The organism is Curtobacterium sp. ME-Dv--P-122a (genome assembly GCF_030209645.1).
Lineage (GTDB): Bacteria > Actinomycetota > Actinomycetes > Actinomycetales > Microbacteriaceae > Curtobacterium > Curtobacterium flaccumfaciens.
On record NZ_JARVRO010000005.1, the window covers coordinates 72,273 to 98,184 of the forward strand.

Sequence of the window (25,912 nt, forward strand, 5' to 3'; positions counted from 1 at the left end):
GACCTTCCGTGTCAGCGGGCGTCGGTAGGCTGTCCGGGTGTCGGACTCCGCAAAGCCTACCCTCATGGTCATCGACGGCCACTCGCTCGCCTTCCGGGCCTTCTACGCGCTGCCGGTCGACAGCTTCGTGAACCGCGAGGGGCAGCACACCAACGCGATCCACGGCTTCATCTCGATGCTGCTGATGCTCCTGCAGCGCGAGAAGCCCACCCACCTGGCGGTGGCGTTCGACATCTCCCGGTTCTCGTTCCGAACGCGTGAGTACGCCGAGTACAAGGGCACCCGCTCCGAGACCCCGGCCGAGTTCAAGGGCCAGATCCCGCTCCTGCAGCAGGCGCTCGAGGCGATGGGCATCACCACCGTCACGAAAGAGGACTACGAGGCCGACGACATCCTCGCGACCCTCTCCAAGCAGGGTGCCGACCAGGGCTTCACGGTCTACGTGGTCTCCGGTGACCGCGACTCGATCCAGCTCGTCAACGACGACGTCACGCTGCTCTACCCGTCCGTCCGCGGTGTCTCCGAGCTCACCCGCTACGACCGTGACAAGGTCTACGAGCGGTACGGCATCGAGCCCCACCAGTACCCGGACATCGCGGCACTCGTCGGCGAGACCAGCGACAACCTGATCGGCATCGACAAGGTCGGCGAGAAGACCGCGGTCAAGTGGGTGACCCAGTACGGGTCGCTCGACGGCGTCCTCGAGCACGCCGACGAGATCAAGGGCGTCGTCGGCAACAACCTGCGCGAGCAGCGGGACCGGGCCATCCGGAACCGCCGGCTCAACCGCCTGGTCACCGACGTCGAGCTGCCGGTCGGTCCCGCCGACGTCGCGCTCCGCCCGGTCGACGAGACCGCGGTGCGCGAGCTCTTCGCGAAGCTGCAGTTCCGCACGCTGCTCGACCGCGTCTTCAAGGTCGCCGGGTCGGGCGACCCCGCGGAGCCCGCGGCCGAGGGTGCAGTCGCCGACGGCGCGCCGACCCCGCCGCCCGTCAAGACGCTGATCGACGAAGAGCTCGGGTACTGGCTCGAGCGCCGTAACGCGACCGAGGCGGCGAACGGCTACGGCGTCGCGGTCGAGGTCATCGACGGACGCCTCAGCGCCATCGGCATCGCGACCCACGACGACGCCGTGCTGGTGCCGGGCGGCAGCGGCGCGAAGGACTACGAGCAGCTCTCGGCCTGGTTCGCCTCCGACGCCCCGAAGCACTTCCACGACGCCAAGGCCGCGATCAAGGCGCTCGGCACCGCCGGCTTCGTCGTGAACGGCATCGCCGGCGACGCACGGATCATGGGGTGGCTCGCGCAGCCCGGCAAGCAGGGACAGCCACTGTCCGACCTCGTCTACCAGGAGCTCGGCGAGGAACTGCCGACGGCCGACCCGAACCAGCTGGTCCCCGAGACCGACCCGGTCAACGTCGGGGTGCACGCGTGGTTCGTGCTCCGCGTCACCACGGCCCTGCGCGCCCGGATCGACGCGTCCTCGCTGCAGGTCCTCGACGACATCGAGCTGCCGCTCGTGTCGGTGCTGGCCGGCATGGAGACCATCGGCGTCGGCATCGACCGCCCGGTGCTCACCGGCCTGTCGAAGGAACTCGGGGAGCGCGCCGCCGAACTCGCGCAGCAGGCCTTCGCCGAGATCGGGCACGAGGTCAACCTCGGGTCGCCGAAGCAGCTGCAGGAAGTCCTGTTCACCGAGCTCGCGATGCCGAAGACCCGCAAGACCAAGACCGGGTTCTCGACCGACGCCGCGAGCCTGGCGGACCTGCAGGAACAGCACCCGCACCCGTTCCTCGGGCTCCTGCTGCAGCACCGCGACGCCACGAAGCTCCGGCAGATCGTCGACACCCTCGATGCCGCCGTGGTCGACGGGCGCATCCACACCCGGTACGAGCAGACCGGTACGAGCACCGGCCGGGTCTCGTCGACCGACCCGAACCTGCAGAACATCCCCGTCAAGACGGCCGTCGGTCGCCGGATCCGGTCGGCGTTCGCGGTGGCCGAGCCTTACACGACGCTCGTCACCGCCGACTACTCGCAGATCGAGATGCGGATCATGGCGCACCTCTCCGGCGACCCGGGGCTGATCCAGGCCTTCAACGAGGGCGAGGACCTGCACCGCTTCGTCGGCGCGCGGGTGTTCGGCGTCGACCCGTCCGAGGTCTCCAACGAGATGCGCACCAAGGTCAAGGCGATGTCCTACGGCCTGGCCTACGGGTTGAGCGCCTTCGGTCTGTCGAAGCAGCTGCGCATCGAGCAGTCCGAGGCCCGCACCCTGATGACCGAGTACTTCGCCCGCTTCGGTGCGGTGCGCGACTACCTGCGCAACGTCGTCGAGCAGGCGCGCGAGGACGGCTACACCGAGACGATCTTCGGACGCCGCCGCCCGTTCCCCGACCTGAAGAGCCCGAACCGCGTCCTGCGCGAGAACGCCGAACGCGCCGCGCTGAACGCCCCGATCCAGGGTTCGGCCGCCGACATCATCAAGATCGCGATGCTCGGGGTCGCCGACGACCTGCGCGAAGGCGAGCTGCAGTCGCACCTGCTGCTCCAGGTGCACGACGAGCTCATCCTCGAGGTTGCGCCCGGTGAGCAGGAGCGTGTCGAGGAGATCCTCCGCACCCGGATGGGCAGCGCCGCCGAGCTGAGCGTCCCGCTCGACGTCTCGGTCGGCGTGGGGCCGAACTGGGAGAGCGCCGCCCACTGACCCGGGCGGCCCGGGGGTCCTGTCGACCCGAGGGTCGGTAGGGTCGGGGCATGAGCGAAGAGCGTCCTGTCCGCCAGCCGTCCGCCGTCGACCGCGTCGCCGAGGACTGGGTCACCACCCTCGTCGACCTCGACCCGACGACCGCCACGTACATCGGCGTCCCGGGGCGCACGGGGGAGTACGGCGACACCTCGCCCGCCGGCGCAGCCGCGATGGCCGAGGCCGCGCGCGGTGCGAAGCGTGCGCTCGACGCCGCTCCCGCCGTCGACTCCGTGGACCAGGTGACGAAGGCCGACCTCGGCGCCGAGCTGGACCTGGTGCAGGAGTCGTACGAGCGCAAGCTGCACCTCCGCGACCTGAACGTCATCGCGAGCCCGGCACAGTCGGTCCGCGAGATCATCGACCTGATGCCGACCGCGACCGAGGGCGACTGGCAGGACATCGCGAGTCGGCTGCAGGCGCTGCCGGATGCGCTCGAGGGCATCCGCGAGACCCTGCTCGAGGGCACGCGTGAAGACGTCACCCCGGCGAAGCGCCAGGTCGCGCTCATCGCCGAGCAGGCGGCGCGCACCGGCGCCGACGGCGGAATGTTCCGTCAGCTGGCCGACTCCGCGGCGTTCGAGGGCGACGGCCCCGTGCCGGAGACGCTCCGAGCAGACCTGCACCGCGGTGCCGAGGTCGCCGCGGCGGCCTACCGCTCGTTCGGACAGTTCCTGGAGCACGAGCTGCTGCCGCTCGCCACCCCCGTCGACGCCGTCGGTCGCGAGGCCTACGAGCTGCACTCGCGCCGGTTCCTCGGCGCGGTCGTCGACCTCGACGAGACGTACGAGTGGGGCCTCGAGGAACTCGCGCGCATGCGGGACGAGCAGGAGCGCATCGCCGACCGCATCGAGTCCGGCGCGAGCGTCGCCCGGGCGATCGAGGTGCTCGACACCGACCCCTCCCGGATCCTGCACGGCACCGACGCGCTGCAGCGGTGGATGCAGGAGACGAGCGACGCGTCGATCGCCGCGATGGCCGGGACCTACTTCGACATCCCGGATCCGATCCGTCGACTGGAGTGCCGGATCGCCCCCACGCAGGAGGGCGGCATCTACTACAGCGGCCCCTCCGACGACTTCTCCCGTGCCGGCCGCATGTGGTGGTCCGTGCCCGAGGGCGTCACCGAGTTCGGCACCTGGCGCGAGAAGACGACGGTCTACCACGAGGGTGTCCCCGGACACCACCTGCAGATCAGCCAGGGCGTCTACAACCGCGGCGAGCTGAACACGTGGCGCCGGCAGCTGTCCGGGTCGTCCGGGCACGTCGAGGGCTGGGCGCTGTACGCCGAACGGCTGATGGAGCAGCTCGGGTTCCTCGACGACGACGGCGACCGGCTCGGCATGCTCGACGGGCAGCGGATGCGGGCGGCCCGCGTCGTGCTCGACATCGGCGTGCACCTGCAGAAGACGAACCCCGACGGCGGCGGCTGGACGTGGGAGTACGCGCTCGACTTCATGGGCCAGAACGTGAACATGGACCCGGCGTTCGTCCGGTTCGAGGTCGCCCGGTACTTCGGGTGGCCGGGCCAGGCCCCCTCGTACAAGGTGGGTCAGCGCGTCTGGGAGTCCATCCGCGACGAGGTCGCCGCCCGCGAGGGAGCCGACTTCGACCTGAAGGCGTTCCACCACCGTGCGCTCTCGCTCGGCAGCATCGGGCTCGACACCCTGCGGACCGCGCTGGTCGGGTGACGCGCCGTCGACACGCCCGGTTGTGGGGCCTCCGCCGGTGCGGTTAGACTTGTGCGGCGCAATCCGCGCCACTCAATCAATCGCCACGGCGGTGCACCACGGGGGCCGAGTCCCCGCACGCCATGGCCCGACTCATGTCCGTTCGGAGCAATCTCTACATGACAACCACTACGACCAAGGCTCCTAAGCAGGTCGCCATCAACGACATCGGTTCGGCTGATGACTTCCTGGCCGAGGTCGAGAAGACCCTGAAGTTCTTCAACGACGGTGATCTCATCTCCGGCACCGTCGTGAAGATCGACCGCGACGAGGTCCTCCTCGACGTCGGTTACAAGACCGAGGGCGTCATCCCCTCGCGCGAGCTCTCGATCAAGCACGACGTCGACCCCAACGAGGTCGTCGAGGTCGGCGACGAGGTCGAGGCCCTGGTTCTCCAGAAGGAGGACAAGGAAGGCCGCCTCATCCTGTCGAAGAAGCGCGCGCAGTACGAGCGTGCGTGGGGCGACGTCGAGAAGATCAAGGAGTCCGACGGCGTCGTGACCGGGACGGTCATCGAGGTCGTCAAGGGCGGTCTCATCGTCGACATCGGCCTCCGTGGCTTCCTCCCCGCCTCGCTCATCGAGCTCCGTCGTGTCCGCGACCTCACGCCGTACCTCGGCCAGGAGATCGAGGCGAAGATCCTCGAGCTCGACAAGAACCGCAACAACGTGGTCCTGTCGCGCCGTGCGCTCCTCGAGCAGACGCAGTCCGAGTCCCGGACGACGTTCCTCAACAACCTCCACAAGGGCCAGGTCCGCAAGGGCATCGTGTCCTCGATCGTCAACTTCGGTGCGTTCGTGGACCTCGGCGGCGTCGACGGTCTCGTCCACGTCTCCGAGCTCAGCTGGAAGCACATCGAGCACGCCAGCGAGGTCGTCGAGGTCGGTCAGGAAGTCACCGTCGAGATCCTCGAGGTCGACCTGGACCGCGAGCGCGTGTCGCTCTCGCTCAAGGCGACGCAGGAGGACCCGTGGCAGGTCTTCGCCCGCACCCACGCGATCGGTCAGATCGCACCGGGCAAGGTCACGAAGCTCGTCCCGTTCGGTGCCTTCGTCCGCGTTGCCGACGGCATCGAGGGCCTCGTGCACATCTCGGAGCTCTCGAACAAGCACGTCGAGCTCGCCGAGCAGGTCGTCTCGGTCAACGACGAGGTCTTCGTCAAGATCATCGACATCGACCTCGACCGTCGCCGCATCTCGCTCAGCCTCAAGCAGGCGAACGAGGGCGTCGACCCGGAGAGCGACGAGTTCGACCCGGCGCTCTACGGCATGCCGACCGAGTACGACGACAAGGGTGACTACAAGTACCCCGAGGGCTTCGACCCGGAGACCAACGAGTGGCTCGAGGGCTACGACACGCAGCGCACCGAGTGGGAGGGCCAGTACGCGGCCGCCCAGGGTCGTTGGGAAGCCCACAAGGCGCAGGTCGCGAAGACCATCGCCGACGAGGCGCAGGGTGGCTTCGACCTCCCGGCCACGGCTTCCTCGTCGTCGTCGACCTCGTCGTTCGCCGGCGAGACGGGTGGCGCGAGCCCCCTGGCCGACGACGCGTCGCTCGCTGCACTCCGCGAGAAGCTCAGCTCGACCAACAACTGATCGAGCGGTTCGTCCCGACCGGAAGCCCGGCACCCCTGACAGGGTGCCGGGCTTCCGGCGTTTCCGGGCGTCGGGGTCGTTACCCTGTTGCCGTGCACATCATCGGACTCACGGGCGGCATCGCCGCGGGCAAGTCGACCGTCTCCCGGCGCTGGGCCGAGCACGGGGCCGTCGTCGTCGACGCCGACCGACTGGCTCGGGACGCCGTGGCACCGGGCAGCCCGGGCCTGGCACAGGTCGCCGAGCGGTTCGGTCCGTCGGTGATCGCCGCCGATGGTTCTCTCGACCGGCCGGCGCTCGGGTCGATCGTGTTCGCGGACCCCGCGGCGCGGAAGGACCTCGAAGCCATCACGCACCCCGAGGTCTGGCGGCTCGCGCAGCAGGCGTTCGACGCCGCCGAGGCAGCCGACCCCGACGCCCTGGTGGTCTACGACGTGCCGTTGCTCGCCGAGGCCCGCGGCTCGCGTCCGCTCCGGTTCGACGCCGTGGTGGTGGTCGACGCCCCCGCGGCGCAGCGCATCGAACGGCTCGTCGAGCACCGCGGGATGCCCCGTGACGAGGCCGAGCGCCGCGTCGCCGCCCAGGCGAGCGATGCCGATCGTCTCGCCCTCGCCGACCACGTCGTCGACGCCACCGGGACGCTCGAGCAGACGATCCACTCCGCTGACGAGGTGTGGGCGCGGATCACTCCATGAACCACCGCCTGGTGCTCGTCCTCGCCGCGATCGTCCTCGTGGCGATCGGGGCCGCCTCGCTCGTCGCCGCGAACGTCCTCGGTGCCCAGCGTGTGGCGGACAACGGCCGCGTCGCGGTGCACGAACGGCCGTCGGGTGACGAACACGGGCCCGAGGGGGAGTTCCACCGGTTCCGGCTCGGAACCGTGAACGGTGAGCGGCTCACCCCGAACCGCGACGACTTCGCCGCGCGCACCTCGGCCGACGGTCCGCTCCTGCTGTTCCTGCCGGCGACCCGGTCCCGTCCGGCGGAGTACCAGCGGTTCCTCGGAGCCGCCCTGGCCGACGGGTACCACGTGCTCGGCCTCGACTACTGGAACCTGGGCCGTACCCTGTCCGGCACGTGTGAGGCGAACGCACGCTGCTACGGCATGGTGCAGCGGAACCGCTTCGACGGCACGCGGCCCTCGGCGTTCAGTGCGGTGAGTCCGGCCGGGTCGATCGTCTCGCGCTTCCGGGACGCCGTCGCGTACCTCGACGACCACGACCCCGACGGCGGCTGGGGGCGGTTCGTCCAGGGCGATGACCGCATCGTCTGGGACGACATCGTCGTGGCCGGGCACTCGCAGGGCGGCGGAGAGGCGGCGTACATCGCCCACATCCGCAGTGTCCACGGCGCGCTGATGTTCTCGTCGCCCGTCGAGTCCCGCGGGCCGGCGCACGCCGCGTGGATGGACCGCCCGGGCCGGACACCGGTCGACCGGATGTACGCCATCGACGACGTCCGAGACACGTTCGGTCCCCGCATCACCGGTTCGTGGGACGTCCTCGGGCTGAGCGGTGTCTCCGGGCCGTTCGAGACGGACACCGCACCGCCACTCGCCGGAGCGGACCCGCACGCGATCCTCACCGACCTCGGCGGCGACGGCAAGGCGCACTCGCTCATCATCAAGGACTCGACACCGCTCACCCGTGACGGCGTCCCCCGGATGCTCCCGCTGTGGCAGTGGATGCTGCACCGGTTCTCCACAGATCCCGCTCTTCCCTCTGACCGCTCATAGCGTCGCGCAATAGCCTTCCTGCGTGCAGCCCGTTCGTGAAGAACCCGACCTGCGCTCGCTCATCCGGGCCCGTGCGGCCGACGGGGGCCTGCGCCACTTCCTCGAGGACGCCCGCTCCGAGCGCGTCCTCACGTACCGTGCGCTCGACGACGCGGTGACCGCCTGGTCACGGACCTTCGACGCGATCGGCATCGCCCCGTCGGGTGCCGTCCTGGTCGACGTGGGCGACCCGCTCGCGTTCGCGGTCGTGCACCTGAGCGCCGTCGCCTCCGGTCGCCGTGCGATCCCCGTCGACACCGGCCAGCCGGCCACCGAGCCCGGCCGTCTCGCCGACCTGATCGGCGGAGCGTCCATCGTCGTGTCGGACCGCGCGGTGGACGCGACCGTTCCCGGGGCACCGGCGAGCGGGATCGACCCGGCCACGTTCCTCCCGACCGCCGTCCGTGACGGCGACCTGCCCGCCCACAGCCCGCACGCGCCGGGCCAGGGTTCCGTCGTGCTGTTCACCTCCGGTTCGACCGGCACGCCGAAGGGCGTCGAGCTGCCCGAGACGCAGCTGCTGTTCGTCGCCCGGGCCGTCGCACGGCACAACCGGCTCGTGCCGGACGACCGCGGGTTCAACTCCTTGCCGCTGTTCCACGTCAACGCCGAGGTGGTCGGACTGCTCGCGACGCTCGTCGCCGGCGCGACCCTCGTGCTCGACCGGCGCTTCCGTCGTACCGGGTTCTGGGACCTGCTCGCGGAACGACGGATCACCTGGCTGAACGCCGTCCCGGCCGTCCTGGCCGTGCTGGCGAAGACCGGACCGCTCGAGTTCCCGCCGGGCCTGCGGTTCGTGCGCAGCGCGTCGGCGCCGTTGCCCGACCCGGTGCGCGCCGCCCTCGGCGACGTGCCGCTCGTCGTGAGCTGGGGCATGACCGAAGGCGCCTCGCAGATCACGGCGACCCCGCTCGACGAACCGGCCCGGCCCGGTACCGTCGGGGTGCCCGTCGGCTCCGAGGTGCAGGTCCGCGGCGAGGACGGCTCGGTGCTGCCCGCCGACGAGATCGGCGCGCTGTGGGTGCGGGGCGAGGGGATCGTCCGGGGCTACCTGGGTGGTCGCGCGTCCGAGCGGTTCGACGCCGACGGCTGGCTCCACACCGGTGACGTCGGCTCGGTCAGCGCCGACGGCTGGGTGTCCCTGGCCGGACGCTCCGACGACGTCATCAACCGCGGTGGCGAGAAGGTCTACCCGTCCGAGGTCGAGGACGTCCTGCTCGGTGACCCCCGCGTGCTCGAGGCGGTCGTCGTCGGCCGCCCCGACGACGTGCTCGGTGCCGTCCCGATCGCCTACGTGATCCCGCAGCCCGACGAACCCGTCGACCACGCAGCCCTCGTGGCCGACCTCGTGGCCCGGGCCGAGGCGCACCTGACCCGGTTCCGCCGACCGGTCGAGGTCATCGTCGTGCCCGACCTGCCGCGTGCGCCGACCGGCAAGGTGCAGCGCGCGAAGGTCCGGACCATGGCCCGACCATCGTGAACGGACCATCACGCGTGTCCCCGGCATCGACCGGCGACGAGCCTGGGGTGCAGACGCCGACACGCACGGCCGAGGGCAAGCCCCGGCACCTGTACGAGGTCGACGTGCTCCGCATCCTCACGTTCGCGTGCGTGATCGGGGTGCACACCACGAGCCACACCGCGGCCACCGACGACGTCGGGCTGAACGCGCTGCTCGCCCTGCTGCACTTCACCCGGCTGGTCTTCTTCTCGCTGACCGCGTTCGTGCTCGTGTACAGCTACACCTTGCGCCCGAGACCGATGGCACAGTTCTGGCCGAAGCGGTTCCTGCTCGTGGGCGTGCCGTACCTGGCGTGGTCGTTCGTCTACGTCGCGGCGGCGTGGCTGCTGAGTCCCACCCGCCGTGGCGACGTCCCCGACCTGGTGCGCACCGCGGCCGAGGGTATCGTCACCGGCACTTCGTGGTACCACCTGTACTTCCTGCTCGTGACGATGCAGGTGTACCTGCTCCTGCCGGTGATCGTCTGGCTGGTGCGCCGGACCCGCGGGCACCACGTGACCGTGCTGGTCGTGACGCTCCTGGTCCAGCTGGTGGTGTTCGCCGGGTACAAGTACTTCCCGGCGAGCGACGCGTGGATGCAGGGGTACCAGAAGCAGTTCTTCTTCTCGTACGTCTTCTTCATCGTCTCGGGGGCGATCGCCGCCGACCACGCGGAGGCGTTCCTGCGGTTCATCCGGGTCCACCGCCGTTCGGTCCTGTGGGCGTTCGCCGGCGTCGGGGGGCTGACCCTCGGCGTGTGGGCACTCCAGGTGGGCCTCGGCCAATCCCTCTACGCCGCGGGGACACCGCTGCAGCCGATCCAGGTGGTCTGGAGCACCGCGGTGTTCGTCGGGTTCCTGGCGATCGGTGCCGCCTGGGCGGACCGTCGGCGCCCCGGGAGCCGGACCGCCCGGTTCGTCGACTACGCGTCCGACCGCTCGTTCGGCATCTTCCTGAGCCACCCGTTCGTCATCTGGATCCTGCTCTACGGCGACAGCTGGCTCGAGGCCGTCGTGCCACGACCGTGGCTCACGCTCGTCACCTATGTGCTCGTGCTGGTGCTGTCCGTCGCGGTGACCGAGCTGTTCCGGTGGACGACGCTCAGCGTGCCGCTGACCGGGCGGCCGTCGTTGTCCTCGCGGGCGTCGCGAGCGGCGCGGGCGCGCCGTTCCGCAGGCGCGGCGGTGCCGCAGCGGTCGCAGGAACCGGTGGAGCCGGATGACGCCCTCGTCGGCGAGACCGACGACGTCGGGCGGCGCGCCGCGCACTGAGCGTTCGCCCGCACGGCGCAGCTCTCGTGCGAGGTTCCGTCCGTGGTGCGATGGTGACGCCGTCCCACGGGGTCCGGAACCTCGCACCAGCCGTGCGGGGCGGTGGACACGTGGCGCGGCGGCCGGGAGGCACGTGGCGGGCCCGACCCGTGGCCTCCCGGCCGCCGCGTGCGGACCACCAGGGCCGGCGCACGTCCCGCGCACCGGCCGCCGGCCGTCAGGCCGAGCGCTGCTCGGCCTTCGGGGTGCCGATCTCGAGCACGCCGTCGGTGGACGTCAACCGCTGGGGCTTCATGAACCACGCGACGACGGCCGCGGCTCCGAGCAGGACGCAGGAGAGCGCGAAGGGCACCTGCCAGCCGGAGGCGTCGATGAGCAGACCGAACACGATGGGCGAGACGACACCGGCGATGCCGAACCCGGTGTTCATGAAGCCCGAGGCCGTGCCGGACCACTGCGGCGCCACGTCCATCGGGATCGCCCAGAGGTTGGCGTTGCAGAGCTCGAGGTAGAAGAACGACAGGGCCAGCGAGATCGTCGCGACGAGCAGGCCCTGCCCGACCACGAGCGGGATGAGGCAGAGGAGCGAGCCGCCGAGCCCGATCACCAGGATGATCCGGCGGGCGTTCCGGGTGTTCCCGCCGCGTTGGATGATGCGGTCGCTGAGCATCCCGCCGACGGTGTCCCCGACGACACCGGCCAGCAGGATGAGGGTAGTGAACAGGGCGAAGTCGCCGATCTCCAGGCCGTAGGTCGAGCTGAGGAACGTCGGGAGCCACGTGAGGAACACCCAGAGGGTCCAGCCGTACCCGAAGTCGACGAAGGTGACCGGCAGGATCTGCTTCGCCATCTGCCGCCACGGCACCGGGGGACGGGTCGCGCGGGTCTCGACCGGCGGGAGCTCGGCGAGCTCGACCCGCGTGATGCCCTTCGCGGACTCCGGCTTGTCGCGGAACCAGACGAGCCAGACGACGGCCCACGCCAGGGACAGCACCGCGGTGGCGAAGAACGCCCAGCGCCAGCTGCCCGTCGCGCCGATCACCCACGCGACGATGAGCGGGGCCAGCGCGTTGCCGAGCCGTGCCGCGGAGTGCACCACGCCCTGGGCGAAGCCGTTCCGGTCGCGGGGGATCCAGCGGCTCATCGCCTGCGTGGCGGTCGGGAACGCGGCGGCCTCGCTCAGCCCGAGCAGGGCCCGTGCGGCGAAGAGGGTCCAGAAGCCGACCGCGAACCCGGTCCAGAGCGTCGCGACGCCCCAGATCACCGTGATGACGAAGAGCGCCCGGCGCGGGCCGAACTTCTCGCTGATCGTGCCGCCGAACACCTGCAGCAGGGCGTACGGCAACGAGAACGCGGAGACGATGAGGCCGGCGGTCGCCTCGTTGAACCCGAACTCCTCGGTGATGTGCGGCAGCGCCGTCGAGATGTTCGTCCGGTCGATGTACGAGATCGCGTACATGCAGCAGAGCAGGACGAGCACGCGTCCGCGGATGCGTCCGCGGAACGGGGTGCCCTTGATCGGTGCGGCCGGGTTCGCCGTGGTCATGAGGCCTCTTCGGGGGAGTGGGAAGGAGTCGGGTGACTGAACGGATCGGACGGTATGCCCGTTGACCATCAGTCGACTTGGAGCCTGCTTGCAGCGGACAGTACGCCGAGGGCGAGCAGGGGCCCTCGGTGTCAGGGGTGCCGACTACCGTTGTCCTCATGGGTGTTGCGATCGAACCGACCCGAGCGGTGCGTCCGTTCGAGGTCATCAGCGAGTACTCGCCGAGTGGCGACCAGCCCGCGGCCATCGCGGAACTCGCCGGGCGGATCAACGCCGGTGAGACCGACGTCGTGCTGCTGGGTGCGACCGGTACCGGCAAGTCGGCGACGACCGCCTGGCTCATCGAGCAGGTGCAGCGGCCGACACTCGTGCTCGCGCACAACAAGACCCTCGCGGCGCAGCTCGCCAACGAGTTCCGCAGCCTGATGCCGAACAACGCGGTCGAGTACTTCGTCTCCTACTACGACTACTACCAGCCCGAGGCGTACGTCCCGCAGACGGACACCTTCATCGAGAAGGACTCCTCCGTCAACGCCGAGGTCGAACGACTCCGGCACTCCACGACGAACTCACTGCTCAGCCGTCGCGACACCGTGGTCGTGTCCACCGTCTCCTGCATCTACGGTCTCGGTACCCCCGAGCAGTACATGAACGCATCGGTCGCGCTCCACGTGGGCCAGACGATCTCGCGCGACCAGCTCGTCCGCAAGTTCGTCGCCATGCAGTACCAGCGCAACGACGTCGACTTCGCCCGGGGCACGTTCCGGGTGCGCGGCGACACCATCGAGATCATCCCGATGTACGAAGAGCACGCGATCCGCATCGAGATGTTCGGTGACGAGATCGAAGCGCTCTCCTCGCTGCACCCGCTCACCGGCGACGTCATCGACGACCTGCCCGCCGTGTCGATCTTCCCGGCCTCGCACTACGTCGCGGACACCGACGTGATGCACCGCGCGATCGCCTCCATCAAGGAAGAACTCGCGGAACGGCTCGCCGAGCTCGAGGGCCAGGGCAAGCTGCTCGAGGCCCAGCGCCTCCGCATGCGCACCACGTTCGACATCGAGATGATGGAGCAGATCGGGTTCTGCTCGGGCATCGAGAACTACTCGCGGCACATGGACGGCCGTGGTCCGGGCGAAGCGCCGCACTGCCTCATCGACTACTTCCCCGACGACTTCCTGATCGTCATCGACGAGTCGCACGTCACCGTGCCGCAGATCGGCGCGATGTACGAGGGTGACGCCTCGCGCAAGCGCACCCTCGTCGAGCACGGGTTCCGCCTGCCGAGCGCGATGGACAACCGCCCGCTGAAGTGGGAGGAGTTCCTCGAGCGCGTCGGGCAGAAGGTCTACCTGTCGGCCACCCCGGGGCGCTACGAGCTCGGGGTCACCGACAGCGTGGTCGAGCAGATCATCCGCCCGACCGGCCTGATCGACCCCGAGATCGTGGTCAAGCCGAGCGACGGCCAGATCGACGACCTGCTCGAGGAGATCAAGCAGCGGGTCGAGAAGGACGAACGCGTCCTCGTCACCACGCTGACCAAGCGCATGGCAGAGGAACTCACCGACTTCCTCGGGAACGCCGGTGTGCGCGTCCGGTACCTGCACTCCGACGTCGACACCCTGAAGCGCGTCGAGCTGCTGACCGAGCTGCGGCAGGGCGTCTACGACGTGCTCGTCGGCATCAACCTGCTGCGCGAGGGGCTCGACCTGCCCGAGGTGTCGCTCGTCGCGATCCTCGACGCCGACAAGGAAGGCTTCCTCCGCTCGTCGACGTCGCTCATCCAGACGATCGGTCGCGCTGCCCGCAACGTGTCGGGCCAGGTGCTCATGTACGCCGACAAGATGACCGACTCGATGAAGACCGCGATCGAGGAGACCGATCGCCGTCGTGAGAAGCAGGTCGCCTACAACCTGGAGCGCGGCATCGACCCCCAGCCGCTGCGCAAGAAGATCGCGGACATCACCGAGGTCCTGCAGCGCGAGAACGACGACACGAAGGCGCTCCTGCAGGGTCGCCCCGGCACCGACGGCCGTCGGTCGCCGACGCCGAACCTCAAGCGCGGCGGCATCGCGGGCGAGGGTGCGACGCAGCTCGGTGCCACCATCGCCGACCTGAACGACCAGATGCTGCAGGCTGCGGCGGAGCTGAAGTTCGAGCTCGCGGCGCGACTGCGCGACGAGGTGCAGGACCTGAAGAAGGCCCTGCGCCAGATGGAGTCGGCCGGACATGTCAGCTGACGGCGCCCGCACGGTCGTCGTCACCGGTGCGAGCGCCGGGCTCGGGTACCACGCCGCCGAGCAGCTCGCCGCGGCGGGGCACCGTGTGGTGCTGGCGACGCGCGACCGCGGCCGGGCGGACGCCGCCGAGCGCAGCATCCGTCGGCACGTCGACGGCGCCTCGCTCGCCCACGTCCACCTCGACCTCGCCGACCTCGACTCGGTCAGTGCCGCTGCCGACGAACTCGCCGCGCTGGAACCCGACGGCGTCGACGCGGTCGTGAACAACGCCGGGGTCGTCGGGGCGTCGACGCGGAGGAGCACGGCACAGGGCACCGAACTGCAGATCGGTACGAACCACCTCGGGCACTTCGCGTGGACCGCCCGGGTCCTGCCCCTGCTCGAACGACGAGCCGGCCGGGTCGTGCACCTCGGGTCGATCGCCCATCGATTCGCCCAGCTCGACGCGACCGATCCGCTCGGCGTCGGTCGGTACTCGAGCCACCGTCAGTACGCCAGGAGCAAGCTCGCCGTGATGCTGTTCGGTTTCGAGCTCGCCGAGCGACTGGCCGACTCGGGATCGTCCGTGTCGAGCGTCGTCGCGCACCCCGGCCTGTCGCTCGACCGCCTGTCACCGGCACGCCCGGACATCAGCCCGGCACGACCCGAACCCGAGTGGATCCGCCCGACGCAGCGCATCGTCGCCCAGGGCAAGGACGTCGGCGCCCAGCCGCTCGTGCACGCGGCCGTCGGTGCTGACGTGCACTCGGGGGAGTACTGGGGCCCGGCCGGCTGGATGCAGCTCCGTGGCCCGGCCACGGTGGTCGCGGCCGAACCACGGGCGCACGACCGCACCGTCGCAGCACAGCTCTGGGCCGCGAGTGTGCGTGCATCCGGCGCCGCGTTCGCTCTCGACGCACTCGTCTGACCCTCCATCCCGGCCGAATGTCGGTGCCGCTTCGTAGAATCGACGACGATGACCATCACCTCTGACCCCGGTACCTCGACGTCGGGCCGGAACGCCTTCGGCGAGCCCGCTGACCTCCACCTCCCCGGCGGGACCGCTCCGCACAGCACCTCCACGCTCAGCGTGCGGGGCGCGCGCGTGCACAACCTCCGTGACGTCGACCTCGAGATCCCGCGTGACTCGCTCGTCGTGTTCACCGGCCTGTCCGGCTCGGGCAAGTCCTCGCTGGCGTTCGACACGATCTTCGCCGAGGGGCAGCGCCGGTACGTCGAGTCGCTGTCCGCCTACGCGCGCCAGTTCCTCGGCCAGGTCGACCGCCCCGACGTCGACTTCATCGAGGGGCTCTCGCCGGCGGTGTCGATCGACCAGAAGTCGACCAACCGCAACCCGCGGTCGACGGTTGGCACGATCACCGAGGTCTACGACTACATGCGTCTGCTCTGGGCGCGCATCGGGGTCCCGCACTGCCCGACGTGTGGCGAGGTGATCAGCAAGCAGACCGTGCAGCAGATCGCCGACCAGCTCATGCAGTTCGAGACCGGCACCCGCTTCCAGGTCCTCGCACCCGTGATCTCGAAGAAGAAGGGTGAGTTCGTCGACCTCTTCCAGGAGCTCGCGGCGTCCGGCTACGCCCGCGCGATCGTGGACGGGGAGCGCATCCAGCTCAGTGACCCGCCCAAGCTGAAGAAGCAGGTCAAGCACGACATCTCGGTCATCGTCGACCGCCTGGTGGCGAGCGACGACATCCTCGGTCGACTCACCGACTCGCTCGAGACCGCCCTGCGCCTGACCGACGGCACCGTCGGCATCGACCTGGTGGACCACGAGGGGCCCGGAGCGGTCCGGAACTACTCCGAGAACCTCTCGTGCCCGAACAACCACCCGCTCGCACTCACCGAGATCGAGCCGCGCACGTTCTCGTTCAACGCGCCGTTCGGTGCCTGCCCCGAGTGCTCCGGCCTCGGTACGCGCATGTCGGTCGACCCCGACCTGGTGCTCGGCGACCCCGAGGCCTCGTTGCGGGATGGCGTCCTGCTGCCCTGGACCGGGACGAGCGGGCTGTACTCCTACTTCGAGAAGCTGCTCGGCGGCCTCGGCAAGGAGCTCGGCTTCTCGCTCGACACCCCGTGGAACCAGCTCGACCCCGCGGTGCAGGCGTCGATCCTGACCGGCAAGGACTTCCAGGTGTCGGTCTCCTGGCGCAACCGCTTCGGCCGCGAGATGCGGTACACGAGCGGGTTCGAAGGCGTCATGCCCTACATCGAGCGCAAGTTCGCCGAGGCCGAGTCGGACTCGCAGCGGCAGCGCTTCCAGGGGTACCTGCGCGAGGTCCCGTGCCCGGTGTGCGAGGGAACCCGCCTCAAGCCCGAGGTGCTCGCGGTGACGGTCAACGACCGCAGCATCGCGGACGTCACCGACATGTCGCTCGACAACGCGTACTCGTTCATGGACGAGCTGACGCTGACCGACCGCGAAGCGCACATCGCCGCAGCGGTCCTCCGTGAGATCCGCGCACGCCTCGAGTTCCTGCTCGAGGTCGGCCTGAACTACCTCACGCTGGCACGTGGTGCCGGCGGTCTCTCCGGCGGTGAGGCGCAGCGCATCCGCCTGGCGACGCAGATCGGCTCCGGGCTGACCGGCGTGCTCTACGTGCTCGACGAGCCGAGCATCGGCCTGCACCAGCGCGACAACCGTCGACTCATCGACACCCTGGTCAAGCTCAAGGACCTCGGCAACACGCTCATCGTCGTCGAGCACGACGAGGACACGATCCGCACGGCCGACTGGGTCGTCGACATCGGCCCCGGTGCCGGTGTGAACGGCGGCAACGTCGTGCACTCCGGTTCGTACGAGGGCATCATCGAGAACCGCGAGTCGATCACCGGTGACTACCTCGCCGGCCGACGCGCGATCGAGGTGCCGGCCGAGCGTCGCAAGGTCAACCTCAAGCGCGCCATCACCGTGCAGGGCGCCCGGGCGAACAACCTCAAGTCGATCGATGCAGACTTCCCCCTCGGTGTGTTCACCGCGGTGACGGGCGTCAGCGGGTCCGGCAAGTCGACGCTGGTGAACGACATCCTGTACAAGGTGCTCGCCAACCAGCTCAACGGCGCACGGCACATCGCGGGCAAGCACACCCGGGTGAAGGGCCTCGACCAGCTCGACAAGGTCGTGCACGTCGACCAGGCACCGATCGGCCGCACCCCGCGCTCGAACCCGGCGACCTACACGGGCGTGTTCGACCGCATCCGCCAGCTGTTCGCCGAGACGCAAGAGGCCAAGACCCGCGGCTACCAGCCCGGTCGCTTCAGCTTCAACGTCAAGGGCGGCCGCTGCGAGAACTGCGCGGGCGACGGCACGATCAAGATCGAGATGAACTTCCTGCCGGACGTCTACGTCGCGTGCGAGGTCTGCGGTGGTGCGCGCTACAACCGCGAGACGCTCCAGGTGCACTACAAGGGCAAGAACATCTCCGAGGTCCTCGACATGCCGATCAGCGAGGCGGCCGAGTTCTTCGAGCCGATCTCGGCGATCCACCGCTACATGGCGACCCTGGTCGACGTGGGCCTCGGCTACGTGCGCCTCGGCCAGAGCGCGACCACGCTCTCCGGCGGCGAGGCGCAGCGCGTCAAGCTCGCCACCGAGCTGCAGCGTCGCTCGAACGGCCGCACGGTCTACGTGCTCGACGAGCCGACGACCGGTCTGCACTTCGAGGACGTCCGCAAGCTGCTCCTCGTGCTGCAGAGCCTGGTCGACAAGGGCAACACCGTCATCACGATCGAGCACAACCTCGACGTCATCAAGTCCGCCGACTGGCTGATCGACATGGGACCCGAGGGCGGTTCCGGTGGCGGCACGGTCCTGGCGACGGGCACCCCGGAGCACGTGGCGACCGTGCCGGAGAGCCACACCGGTGTCTTCCTGCGCGAGATCTTCGACGCCCAGGACGCCCGGGTCGGCAAGCAACAGGCCGTCGGCGCACGGCAGGCCACCCAGAAGCAGCAGGGCGGCAAGCAGCAGAGCGACGAGAAGCAGGGTACGACCAAGCAGGCGAGCAAGCAGAAGGCGGGTGCTCGGTAGGTGGCGGACACCGTCCCCTGGCGTCCGAAGGCGGGGGAGATCCCGACCGACCCGGGCGTCTACCGCTGGCGTGACGAAGCCGGGCGGGTGCTCTACGTCGGCAAGGCGAAGAACCTCCGCGCCCGGCTGAGCAACTACTTCGCGCCGCTGCCGACGCTGCACGAGCGCACGCGGCGCATGGTCCTCACGGCACGCAGCGTCGAGTGGACGACGGTCGGCTCCGAGATCGAGGCGCTCCAGCTGGAGTACACCTGGATCAAGGAGTTCGACCCGCCGTTCAACGTCAAGTTCCGCGACGACAAGTCGTACCCGTACATGGCGGTCACCCTGGGTGACGAAGCGCCGCGGGTGATGGTGACACGCAACCGCAAGATCAAGGGCGCGAAGTACTTCGGTCCGTACCCGAAGATCTGGGCGGTGCACGACACCATCGACCTGATGATCAAGGTCTTCCCGATCCGCACGTGCTCGGACTCGTCGTACAAGAAGGCGATGCAGACGGGCCGTCCGTGCTTCCCGGGGCAGATCGGCAAGTGCGGTGGCCCGTGCTCGCAGAAGGTCACGATCGAGGAGCACCGCGCGCTCGTCGAGGAGTTCGTGCGCTTCATGAACTCCTACGACCGCCGGGTCATCACCGAGCTCCGGCAGCGCATGGGGGCCTCGGCCGACGCGATGCAGTACGAGCAGGCCGCGAAGTACCGCGACCAGGTCGAGGCGCTCGAGGCCGTGCTCGAGAAGTCCGCCGTGGTGCTCCGCGACTCGGTCGACCTCGACCTGTTCGGCATCGCGGAGGACGAGCTCGCCGCCGCCGTGCAGCTGTTCTCCGTCCGTGGTGGCCGCATCCGTGGTGTCCGCGGCTGGGTGGTCGACAAGGAGCTCGACATCGCCACGGGCGACCTCGTCGAGCAGATCGTGCAGGGCGTCTACGTCACCGACGAGCCCCCGCGCGAGGTCGTCGTCCCCGAGCTGCCCGAGGACGCCGACGCGCTCCAGGAGTGGCTCAGCAAGCGCCGGAACGGGCGCGGCACGAAGCTCAGCACGGCACAGCGCGGCGATCGCGCCGGGCTCGCGCGGACAGCCGCGCAGAACGCCGGGCAGGCGCTCATGCTCTACAAGACCAAGCGCTCCGCCGACTACACCACCCGGGCCGCGGCATTGGCCGACATCCAGGACGCCCTCGGCATGACCGAGGCACCGCTCCGCATGGAGTGCTACGACATCTCGCACCTGCAGGGCACGAACGTCGTCGCCTCGATGGTGGTGTTCGAGGACGGCCTGCCGCGCAAGGACCAGTACCGCCGGTACTCGATCGCCGAGACCACCGACGACACCGACAGCATGTACCAGGTGCTCTCGCGGCGCCTGGCGCGGCTGGACGAGGACGCCGAGCTGCCGGACGTCCCCGACGTCACGACCGACGAGGTCGTCGAGGGGTCGAAGCCGACGAAGCGGTTCGCGTACCGTCCGCAGCTGCTCATCGTCGACGGCGGCCAGCCCCAGGTGCAGGCCGCGAAGCGCGCGATGGACGAAGCCGGCGTGCACGACATCGCCCTGGTCGGCATCGCCAAGCGGCTCGAGGAGCTCTGGCTCCCCGACGACGACTTCCCGGTGATCCTGCCCCGCAACTCCGAGGCGCTCTTCCTCATCCAGCGCATCCGCGACGAGGCGCACCGGTTCGCGATCACCCACCAGCGCAGCAAGCGGAAGCGCGACGTCCGGTCGCGGCTTTCCGAGATCCCCGGTCTCGGCCCGAGCCGTGTCAACGCCCTGCTGAAGCACTTCGGCTCGGTCGCACGGCTGCGTGAAGCGACGGCCGAGGACATCGGCGAGGTGAACGGTATCGGCCCGGCGACCGCCGCCGCGGTCGTGTCGAAGCTGGCGCAGACGCCGACGAGCGCGCCGGCGACGAGCGCGTCCAGCGCCCCCGAACCGGACGCCGACGCGATCGCGGACACCGTGATCGAGAACGCAGCCACCCAGCAGACCGCCACCAACCCGGGAGGCCCGGTGCGGGTCCCCGAGGTGACCGACGACGGTCCGCAGCGACCGTCGTGACGAACCCCGCGCCTCCCGGCCGCCACCGGGCGGTAGCCTGGTCCGGCAGCCGAGACCTCCCCGGGCGACGCGCCCGGGCCGCCACGACGGAGCCCACTCCCAGATGACCGACAGCGCCACCGCGACCACCCACGCGTCGCAGCACGACATCCTCATCGTCACCGGCATGTCCGGGGCCGGGCGGTCCACCGTCGGCAAGGCCCTCGAAGACCTGGGCTGGTACGTCGTCGACAACCTGCCCACGCAGATGCTGGCCCCGCTGACCGAACTGGCCGACCGCGCGGGGGAGAAGATCCCGAAGATCGCCACGGTGGTCGACGTCCGCGGCGGGCGGTTCTTCACCGACCCCGAGCACGCGGTCGAGCAGGTCCGCTCGAGCACCTCCGCGCGGGTCCGGGTGCTGTTCCTCGAAGCCACCGACGCTGTGCTGGTCCGGCGCTTCGAGCAGGTCCGTCGACCCCACCCGCTCCAGGGCGAGGACACCCTGCTCGACGGCATCGCCCGCGAACGGGCGCGTCTCGCCGGCCTGCGCGAGGCGTCCGACGTGGTGATCGACACCTCCGACCTCAACATCCACCAGCTCGCGAACACCGTGATCGAGCACTTCGCCGACGAGCACTTCGTGGGCGTACAGGTCACGCTGATGAGCTTCGGCTTCAAGTACGGACTGCCCGCCGACGCCGACATGGTGGCCGACGTGCGGTTCCTCCCGAACCCCTACTGGGTGCCGGAACTGCGGCCCCACACCGGGCTGGACCAGCCGGTCTCGGACTACGTGCTGGCCCAGGCCGGAGCCCGTCCGTTCGTCGACCGCTACGCCTCCGTCCTCGAGCCGGTGTTCGAGGGGTACCAGCGCGAGAACAAAAGACACGCTACGATCGCCATCGGCTGTACCGGCGGGAAGCACCGCTCGGTCGCCATCGTCGCCGAGTTGGCGAACCTCCTCCGCGGGATGCCTGGCGTCGCCGTGCGTGTGAAGAACCGAGATCTCGGCCGGGAGTGACCGTCCCTCCGGCCGCTCCCACGCCCGTGCCGCCGGATCTGCGGGAACCACTGAACGAACGTTAGGAATGATGCTGTGCCGTTGACTGCCGAGGTCAAGGACGAACTGGCCAGGGTCGCCGTGAACCGCAACACGGTCCGCGCCGCCGAACTGGCCACGATCCTCCGGTTCGCTGGTGGTCTGCACGTCATCTCGGGCCGCATCGCGGTCGAGGTCGAGCTCGACACCCGGATCATCGTGCACCGGGTCCGCAAGGACCTCGCCGAGCTCTACGGCGTGCGCAGCGAGGCGTCGGTGGGCTCGTCCGCGTCCGCCCGCCGCGGGACCCGCTACCTGGTCCGCGTGCTCGAGGCGGGGGAGACCCTCGCCCGCCAGACCGGCCTGATGGACGCCCGTCGCCGCCCGGTCCGCGGCCTGCCGAACCGCCTCACGACGGGCAACCGTGAGGACCTCGCCGCCATCTGGCGCGGCGCCTTCCTCGCCTCCGGCACCCTGACCGACCCGGGTCGGGCCGCAGCGCTCGAGGTCACCTGCCCCGGCAACGAGGCCGCGATGGCCCTCGTCGGTGCCGCGTCGCGTCTCGGGGTCGCCGCGAAGGGCCGCGAGGTCCGCGGGGTCCACCGCGTCGTCATCCGCGACGGTGAGGCCATCGGCCAGATGCTGACCGTCATGGGTGCAGCGCGCACCACCGCCGACTGGGAGGAGATGCGCCAGCGTCGCGAGGTCCGCGCGACCGCGAACCGCCTGGTCAACTTCGACGACGCGAACCTCCGCCGTTCCGCGCAGGCCGCCGTGGCCGCCTGCGCCCGGGTCGAGCGTGCGCTCGAGATCCTCGGCGACGAGGTCCCCGACCACCTGCAGTACGCCGGCACGCTGCGCCTGCAGCACCGCGACGCGTCGCTCGACGAGCTCGGCCAGCACGCGGACCCGCCCATGACCAAGGACGCCATCGCCGGCCGCATCCGTCGCCTGCTGGCGATGGCCGACAAGCGGGCCTCCGACCTCGGCATCCCGGGCACCGAAGCGAGCGTTCCCGAGGAGCTCGAAGGGGCCTGAGAGCGGTCTGTCGACCCCACGGACGGGAGGCGCGGTGCCAGTTGGCACCGCGCCTCCCGTCCGTTTCCCGGCCCGTTCCCGGACCCGTTCCCGGCCTGGTCGGCGACCGTCCGGACGGACCGTCATCCCGCTCGGGCACGCAGTGTCCGACTGCTAGGGTCGTTACGGCGACGTTACGGGGCGTATCGTCCACCACACGCGGGCCCGCCAGGGTGCGCGACTCCCGAAAGCAGCGCCCCCTGGGCGCTCCACACTCACCAGGAGATCCATTGACCGTCAAGATCGGTATCAACGGCTTCGGCCGCATCGGCCGTAACTTCTTCCGGGCCGCCCTCGCGAAGGGCTCCGACCTCGAGATCGTGGCGGTGAACGACCTCACCGACAACGCGTCGCTCGCCAACCTGCTGAAGTTCGACTCCATCACGGGCCGTCTCGGTGTCTCCGTCGAGCTCGACGGCGACAACATCGTCGTCGACGGCAAGGCCATCAAGGTCCTCGCCGAGCGCGACCCCGCCAACCTCCCCTGGGGCGAGCTGGGTGTCGACATCGTCATCGAGTCGACCGGGTTCTTCACCAAGGCCGCCGATGCGCAGAAGCACATCGACGCCGGCGCCAAGAAGGTCATCATCTCCGCCCCGGCCACGGGTGACGACGTCACCATCGTGCTCGGCGTGAACGAGGACCAGTACGACGCGGCGAACCACCACATCATCTCAAACGCGTCCTGCACCACGAACAGCCTCGCGCCGCTCGCCAAGGTGTTCCACGACAAGTTCGGCATCGAGCGTGGCCTCATGACGACGGTGCACGCCTACACCGCCGACCAGAACCTGCAGGACGGCCCGCACAAGGACCCCCGTCGTGCCCGCGCCGCCGCGCTGAACATCGTCCCGACCTCGACCGGTGCCGCCAAGGCCATCGGCCAGGTCATGCCGGAGCTCGCCGGCAAGCTTGACGGCTTCGCGCTGCGCGTCCCGGTCCCCACCGGCTCGATCACCGACCTCACCCTCGAGACCAAGTCCGAGGTCACCGTCGACGAGATCAACGCCGCCTACAAGGAGGCCGCGGAAGGCCCCCTCAAGGGCATCCTGCTCTACAGCGAGGACCCGCTGGTGTCGACCGACATCACCACGGACCCGCACTCCTCGATCTACGACTCCGGTCTGACCAAGGTCATCGGCGGTCTCGTGAAGATCACCTCGTGGTACGACAACGAGTGGGGCTACTCGAACCGCCTCGTCGACCTCACCGAGTACGTCGGCGAGCGTCTGTAACACATGGCCCTCCGCACCCTCGAGGACCTCGGCGACCTCGCCGGCAAGCGCGTCGTCGTCCGCTGTGACCTGAACGTCCCGCTCAAGGACGGCACGATCACGGACGACGGCCGCGTCCGCGCGTCGCTGACCACGCTGAACACGCTCGTCAACGCCGGCGCACGCGTCATCGTGATCTCGCACCTGGGCCGCCCCGACGGGGAGCCCAAGCCCGAGTTCTCGCTCGCACCGGTGGCCCAGCGGCTCTCCGAGCTGCTCGGCAAAGAGGTCACGTTCGTCGGCGAGACCGTCGGCGACGAAGCGACCGCCGCGGCCGAGGCCCTCGAGGACGGCGACGTCCTGCTGCTCGAGAACCTCCGCTTCAACCCGGAGGAGACCTCGAAGGACGCCGCCGAGCGCGGTGCCTTCGCGGACCGCATCGCCGCCCTCGGTGACGCCTTCGTCTCCGACGGCTTCGGTGTCGTGCACCGCAAGCAGGCTTCGGTCTACGAACTCGCGTCCGCGCTGCCCAGTGCAGCCGGTTCGCTGATCGAGACCGAGCTCCGCGTGCTCGAGCGCCTGACCACGGACCCGGAGCGGCCGTACACGGTGGTGCTCGGCGGGTCGAAGGTCAGCGACAAGCTCGGTGTCATCGACCACATCCTGCCGAAGGTCGACACCCTCTGCATCGGTGGCGGCATGCTCTTCACGTTCCTCGCGGCCCAGGGCCACGGGGTCGCGAAGTCGCTGCTCGAGGCGGACCAGCTCGACGTCGTCCGCGAGTACCTCTCGCGGGCGAAGGAGCTCGGTGTCACCATCGACCTGCCGACCGACGTCGTGGTGGCCTCCGGGTTCGCGGCCGACGCCGACCACGAGACCGTGGCGGCCCACGCCATCGAGTCCTCGTCGTTCGGCACGGACGGCATCGGCCTCGACATCGGCCCGGAGACCGCTGCGCGGTTCGCCTCGGCCGTCTCGGGTTCGAAGACCGTGTTCTGGAACGGCCCGATGGGCGTGTTCGAGTTCCCGGCCTTCGCCGCCGGCACGAAGACCGTCGCGCAGGCGCTGACCGAGGTCGACGGCCTCGGCGTCGTCGGTGGTGGCGACTCCGCTGCCGCCGTGCGGTCGCTCGGATTCTCGGACGACCAGTTCGGCCACATCTCGACCGGTGGCGGTGCGAGCCTCGAGTTCCTCGAGGGCAAGTCGCTGCCCGGTCTCGAAGCACTGGGGTGGACCGCATGAGCCGCACGCCACTGATCGCCGGCAACTGGAAGATGAATCTCGATCATCTCCAGGCCATCGCCACCGTGCAGAAGCTCGCGTGGACGCTCAAGGACGCCCGGCACGACTTCGACGACGTCGAGGTCGCGGTGTTCCCGCCGTTCACCGACTTGCGGAGCGTGCAGACGCTCATCTCGGCCGACAAGCTGCCGATCCACTTCGGTGCGCAGGACCTGTCGCAGTTCGACTCCGGTGCCTACACCGGTGACGTCTCCGGCGCGTTCCTCGCCGCGCTCGACGCCCAGTACGTCATCGTCGGCCACTCCGAGCGGCGCACGCTGCACGGTGAGACCGACGAGGTCGTCGCGGCGAAGACCGCAGCGGCCGTCAAGCACGGCCTCGTCCCCGTGGTGTGCGTCGGCGAGACCGGCGAGCAGCGCGAGGAGCGCGGCGCCGGTGTCGTGCCGGTCGAGCAGCTCCGCGTCGTGCTCGACGCGGTCAAGCCAGCCGACATCGTCGTGGCCTACGAGCCCGTCTGGGCCATCGGCTCCGGCCAGGCCGCCACGGCTGAGCAGGCGCAGGACGAGTGCGCGGCCATCCGTCGTGGCATCGCCGCAGCCTGGGGCGACCAGGCTGCTGCCGACACCCGAGTGCTCTACGGCGGCTCGGTCAAGTCGGGCAACATCGCGGGGTTCCTCCGCGAGCCCGACATCGACGGCGCGCTCGTCGGTGGCGCTTCGCTCGACGTGCAGGAGTTCGCGGCCATCGCCCGGTTCCGTCAGCACGTCGGGCTGTAGTCCACAGGCGTCGTCGCGGGCAGTCGTCCGCACCACTCCCGTCCAGGTACCGGCCGTGCTCCGCGCGGCCGGTACACTGGTACGGCTGACTGAC

At 69.9% G+C, this 25,912-nt stretch carries 17 protein-coding genes; 16 read left to right on the plus strand and 1 reads right to left on the minus strand.

All coding sequences use genetic code 11. The features are described from left to right. Positions 1–64 precede the first annotated feature (64 nt). The 7 genes from polA (at position 65) to QRN49_RS04075 (ending at position 10,617) form a co-directional block, all read left to right on the plus strand. Positions 65–2,707 (plus strand): DNA polymerase I, encoded by a 2,643-nt coding sequence (gene polA / locus QRN49_RS04045; protein ID WP_284754003.1) that lies wholly within the window; start codon positions 65–67, stop codon positions 2,705–2,707. A 50-nt stretch (positions 2,708–2,757) separates the two neighbouring features. Next, on the plus strand, positions 2,758–4,437 hold the full coding sequence (locus QRN49_RS04050; protein ID WP_194621889.1) for a DUF885 domain-containing protein: 1,680 nt from the start codon (positions 2,758–2,760) through the stop codon (positions 4,435–4,437). 158 nt (positions 4,438–4,595) lie between these two features. Next, a complete protein-coding gene (gene rpsA, locus QRN49_RS04055) occupies positions 4,596–6,071 on the plus strand; it encodes a 30S ribosomal protein S1 (protein ID WP_071403741.1) in 1,476 nt (491 codons plus the stop codon). A 92-nt stretch (positions 6,072–6,163) separates the two neighbouring features. Then, complete coding sequence (gene coaE / locus QRN49_RS04060; protein WP_284754004.1) at positions 6,164–6,766, plus strand: dephospho-CoA kinase; 603 nt, start codon at positions 6,164–6,166, stop codon at positions 6,764–6,766. Continuing rightward, the gene (locus QRN49_RS04065; protein ID WP_284754005.1) at positions 6,763–7,806 is read left to right on the plus strand and encodes a BPSS1187 family protein; all 1,044 of its coding nucleotides are present in this window, start codon (positions 6,763–6,765) and stop codon (positions 7,804–7,806) included. The genes coaE and QRN49_RS04065 overlap by 4 nt, the downstream gene beginning before the upstream one ends. Positions 7,807–7,828: 22 nt before the next feature. Then, complete coding sequence (locus QRN49_RS04070) at positions 7,829–9,325, plus strand: AMP-binding protein (RefSeq protein ID WP_284754006.1); 1,497 nt, start codon at positions 7,829–7,831, stop codon at positions 9,323–9,325. 47 nt (positions 9,326–9,372) lie between these two features. Further along, a complete protein-coding gene (locus QRN49_RS04075) occupies positions 9,373–10,617 on the plus strand; it encodes an acyltransferase (RefSeq protein ID WP_284754007.1) in 1,245 nt (414 codons plus the stop codon). A gap of 217 nt (positions 10,618–10,834) precedes the next feature. On the opposite strand, the gene QRN49_RS04080 is transcribed toward QRN49_RS04075, so the two are convergent. Then, positions 10,835–12,163: an MFS transporter gene (locus QRN49_RS04080; protein ID WP_284754008.1), complete on the minus strand. Its 1,329-nt coding sequence runs from the start codon at positions 12,161–12,163 to the stop codon at positions 10,835–10,837. Positions 12,164–12,333: 170 nt separating this feature from the next. Between QRN49_RS04080 and uvrB the strand changes: the two genes are divergently transcribed. The 9 genes from uvrB (at position 12,334) to tpiA (ending at position 25,818) form a co-directional block, all read left to right on the plus strand. Then, complete coding sequence (gene uvrB, locus QRN49_RS04085; protein WP_284754061.1) at positions 12,334–14,406, plus strand: excinuclease ABC subunit UvrB; 2,073 nt, start codon at positions 12,334–12,336, stop codon at positions 14,404–14,406. Beyond that, a complete protein-coding gene (locus QRN49_RS04090; RefSeq protein WP_284754009.1) occupies positions 14,396–15,313 on the plus strand; it encodes an SDR family NAD(P)-dependent oxidoreductase in 918 nt (305 codons plus the stop codon). The genes uvrB and QRN49_RS04090 overlap by 11 nt, the downstream gene beginning before the upstream one ends. A 48-nt stretch (positions 15,314–15,361) precedes the next feature. Then, the gene (uvrA, locus tag QRN49_RS04095; protein ID WP_194621894.1) at positions 15,362–18,433 is read left to right on the plus strand and encodes an excinuclease ABC subunit UvrA; all 3,072 of its coding nucleotides are present in this window, start codon (positions 15,362–15,364) and stop codon (positions 18,431–18,433) included. Further along, on the plus strand, positions 18,434–20,488 hold the full coding sequence (uvrC, locus tag QRN49_RS04100; protein WP_260689215.1) for an excinuclease ABC subunit UvrC: 2,055 nt from the start codon (positions 18,434–18,436) through the stop codon (positions 20,486–20,488). A 103-nt stretch (positions 20,489–20,591) separates the two neighbouring features. Next, positions 20,592–21,491 carry an RNase adapter RapZ gene (gene rapZ, locus QRN49_RS04105; protein ID WP_027465691.1) on the plus strand — a complete coding sequence of 300 codons (900 nt, stop codon included), beginning with the start codon at positions 20,592–20,594 and terminating at the stop codon, positions 21,489–21,491. A gap of 75 nt (positions 21,492–21,566) precedes the next feature. Beyond that, on the plus strand, positions 21,567–22,547 hold the full coding sequence (whiA, locus tag QRN49_RS04110) for a DNA-binding protein WhiA (protein ID WP_027465690.1): 981 nt from the start codon (positions 21,567–21,569) through the stop codon (positions 22,545–22,547). A gap of 269 nt (positions 22,548–22,816) precedes the next feature. Beyond that, positions 22,817–23,821, plus strand: coding sequence for a type I glyceraldehyde-3-phosphate dehydrogenase (gene gap / locus QRN49_RS04115; RefSeq protein WP_111103024.1), 1,005 nt, complete (start codon positions 22,817–22,819; stop codon positions 23,819–23,821). Positions 23,822–23,824: 3 nt separating this feature from the next. Next, positions 23,825–25,042 carry a phosphoglycerate kinase gene (locus tag QRN49_RS04120; protein ID WP_284754010.1) on the plus strand — a complete coding sequence of 406 codons (1,218 nt, stop codon included), beginning with the start codon at positions 23,825–23,827 and terminating at the stop codon, positions 25,040–25,042. Continuing rightward, a complete protein-coding gene (gene tpiA, locus QRN49_RS04125; protein ID WP_111031855.1) occupies positions 25,039–25,818 on the plus strand; it encodes a triose-phosphate isomerase in 780 nt (259 codons plus the stop codon). Before QRN49_RS04120 ends, tpiA begins: the two co-directional genes overlap by 4 nt. The last annotated feature ends 94 nt before the right edge of the window (positions 25,819–25,912 follow it).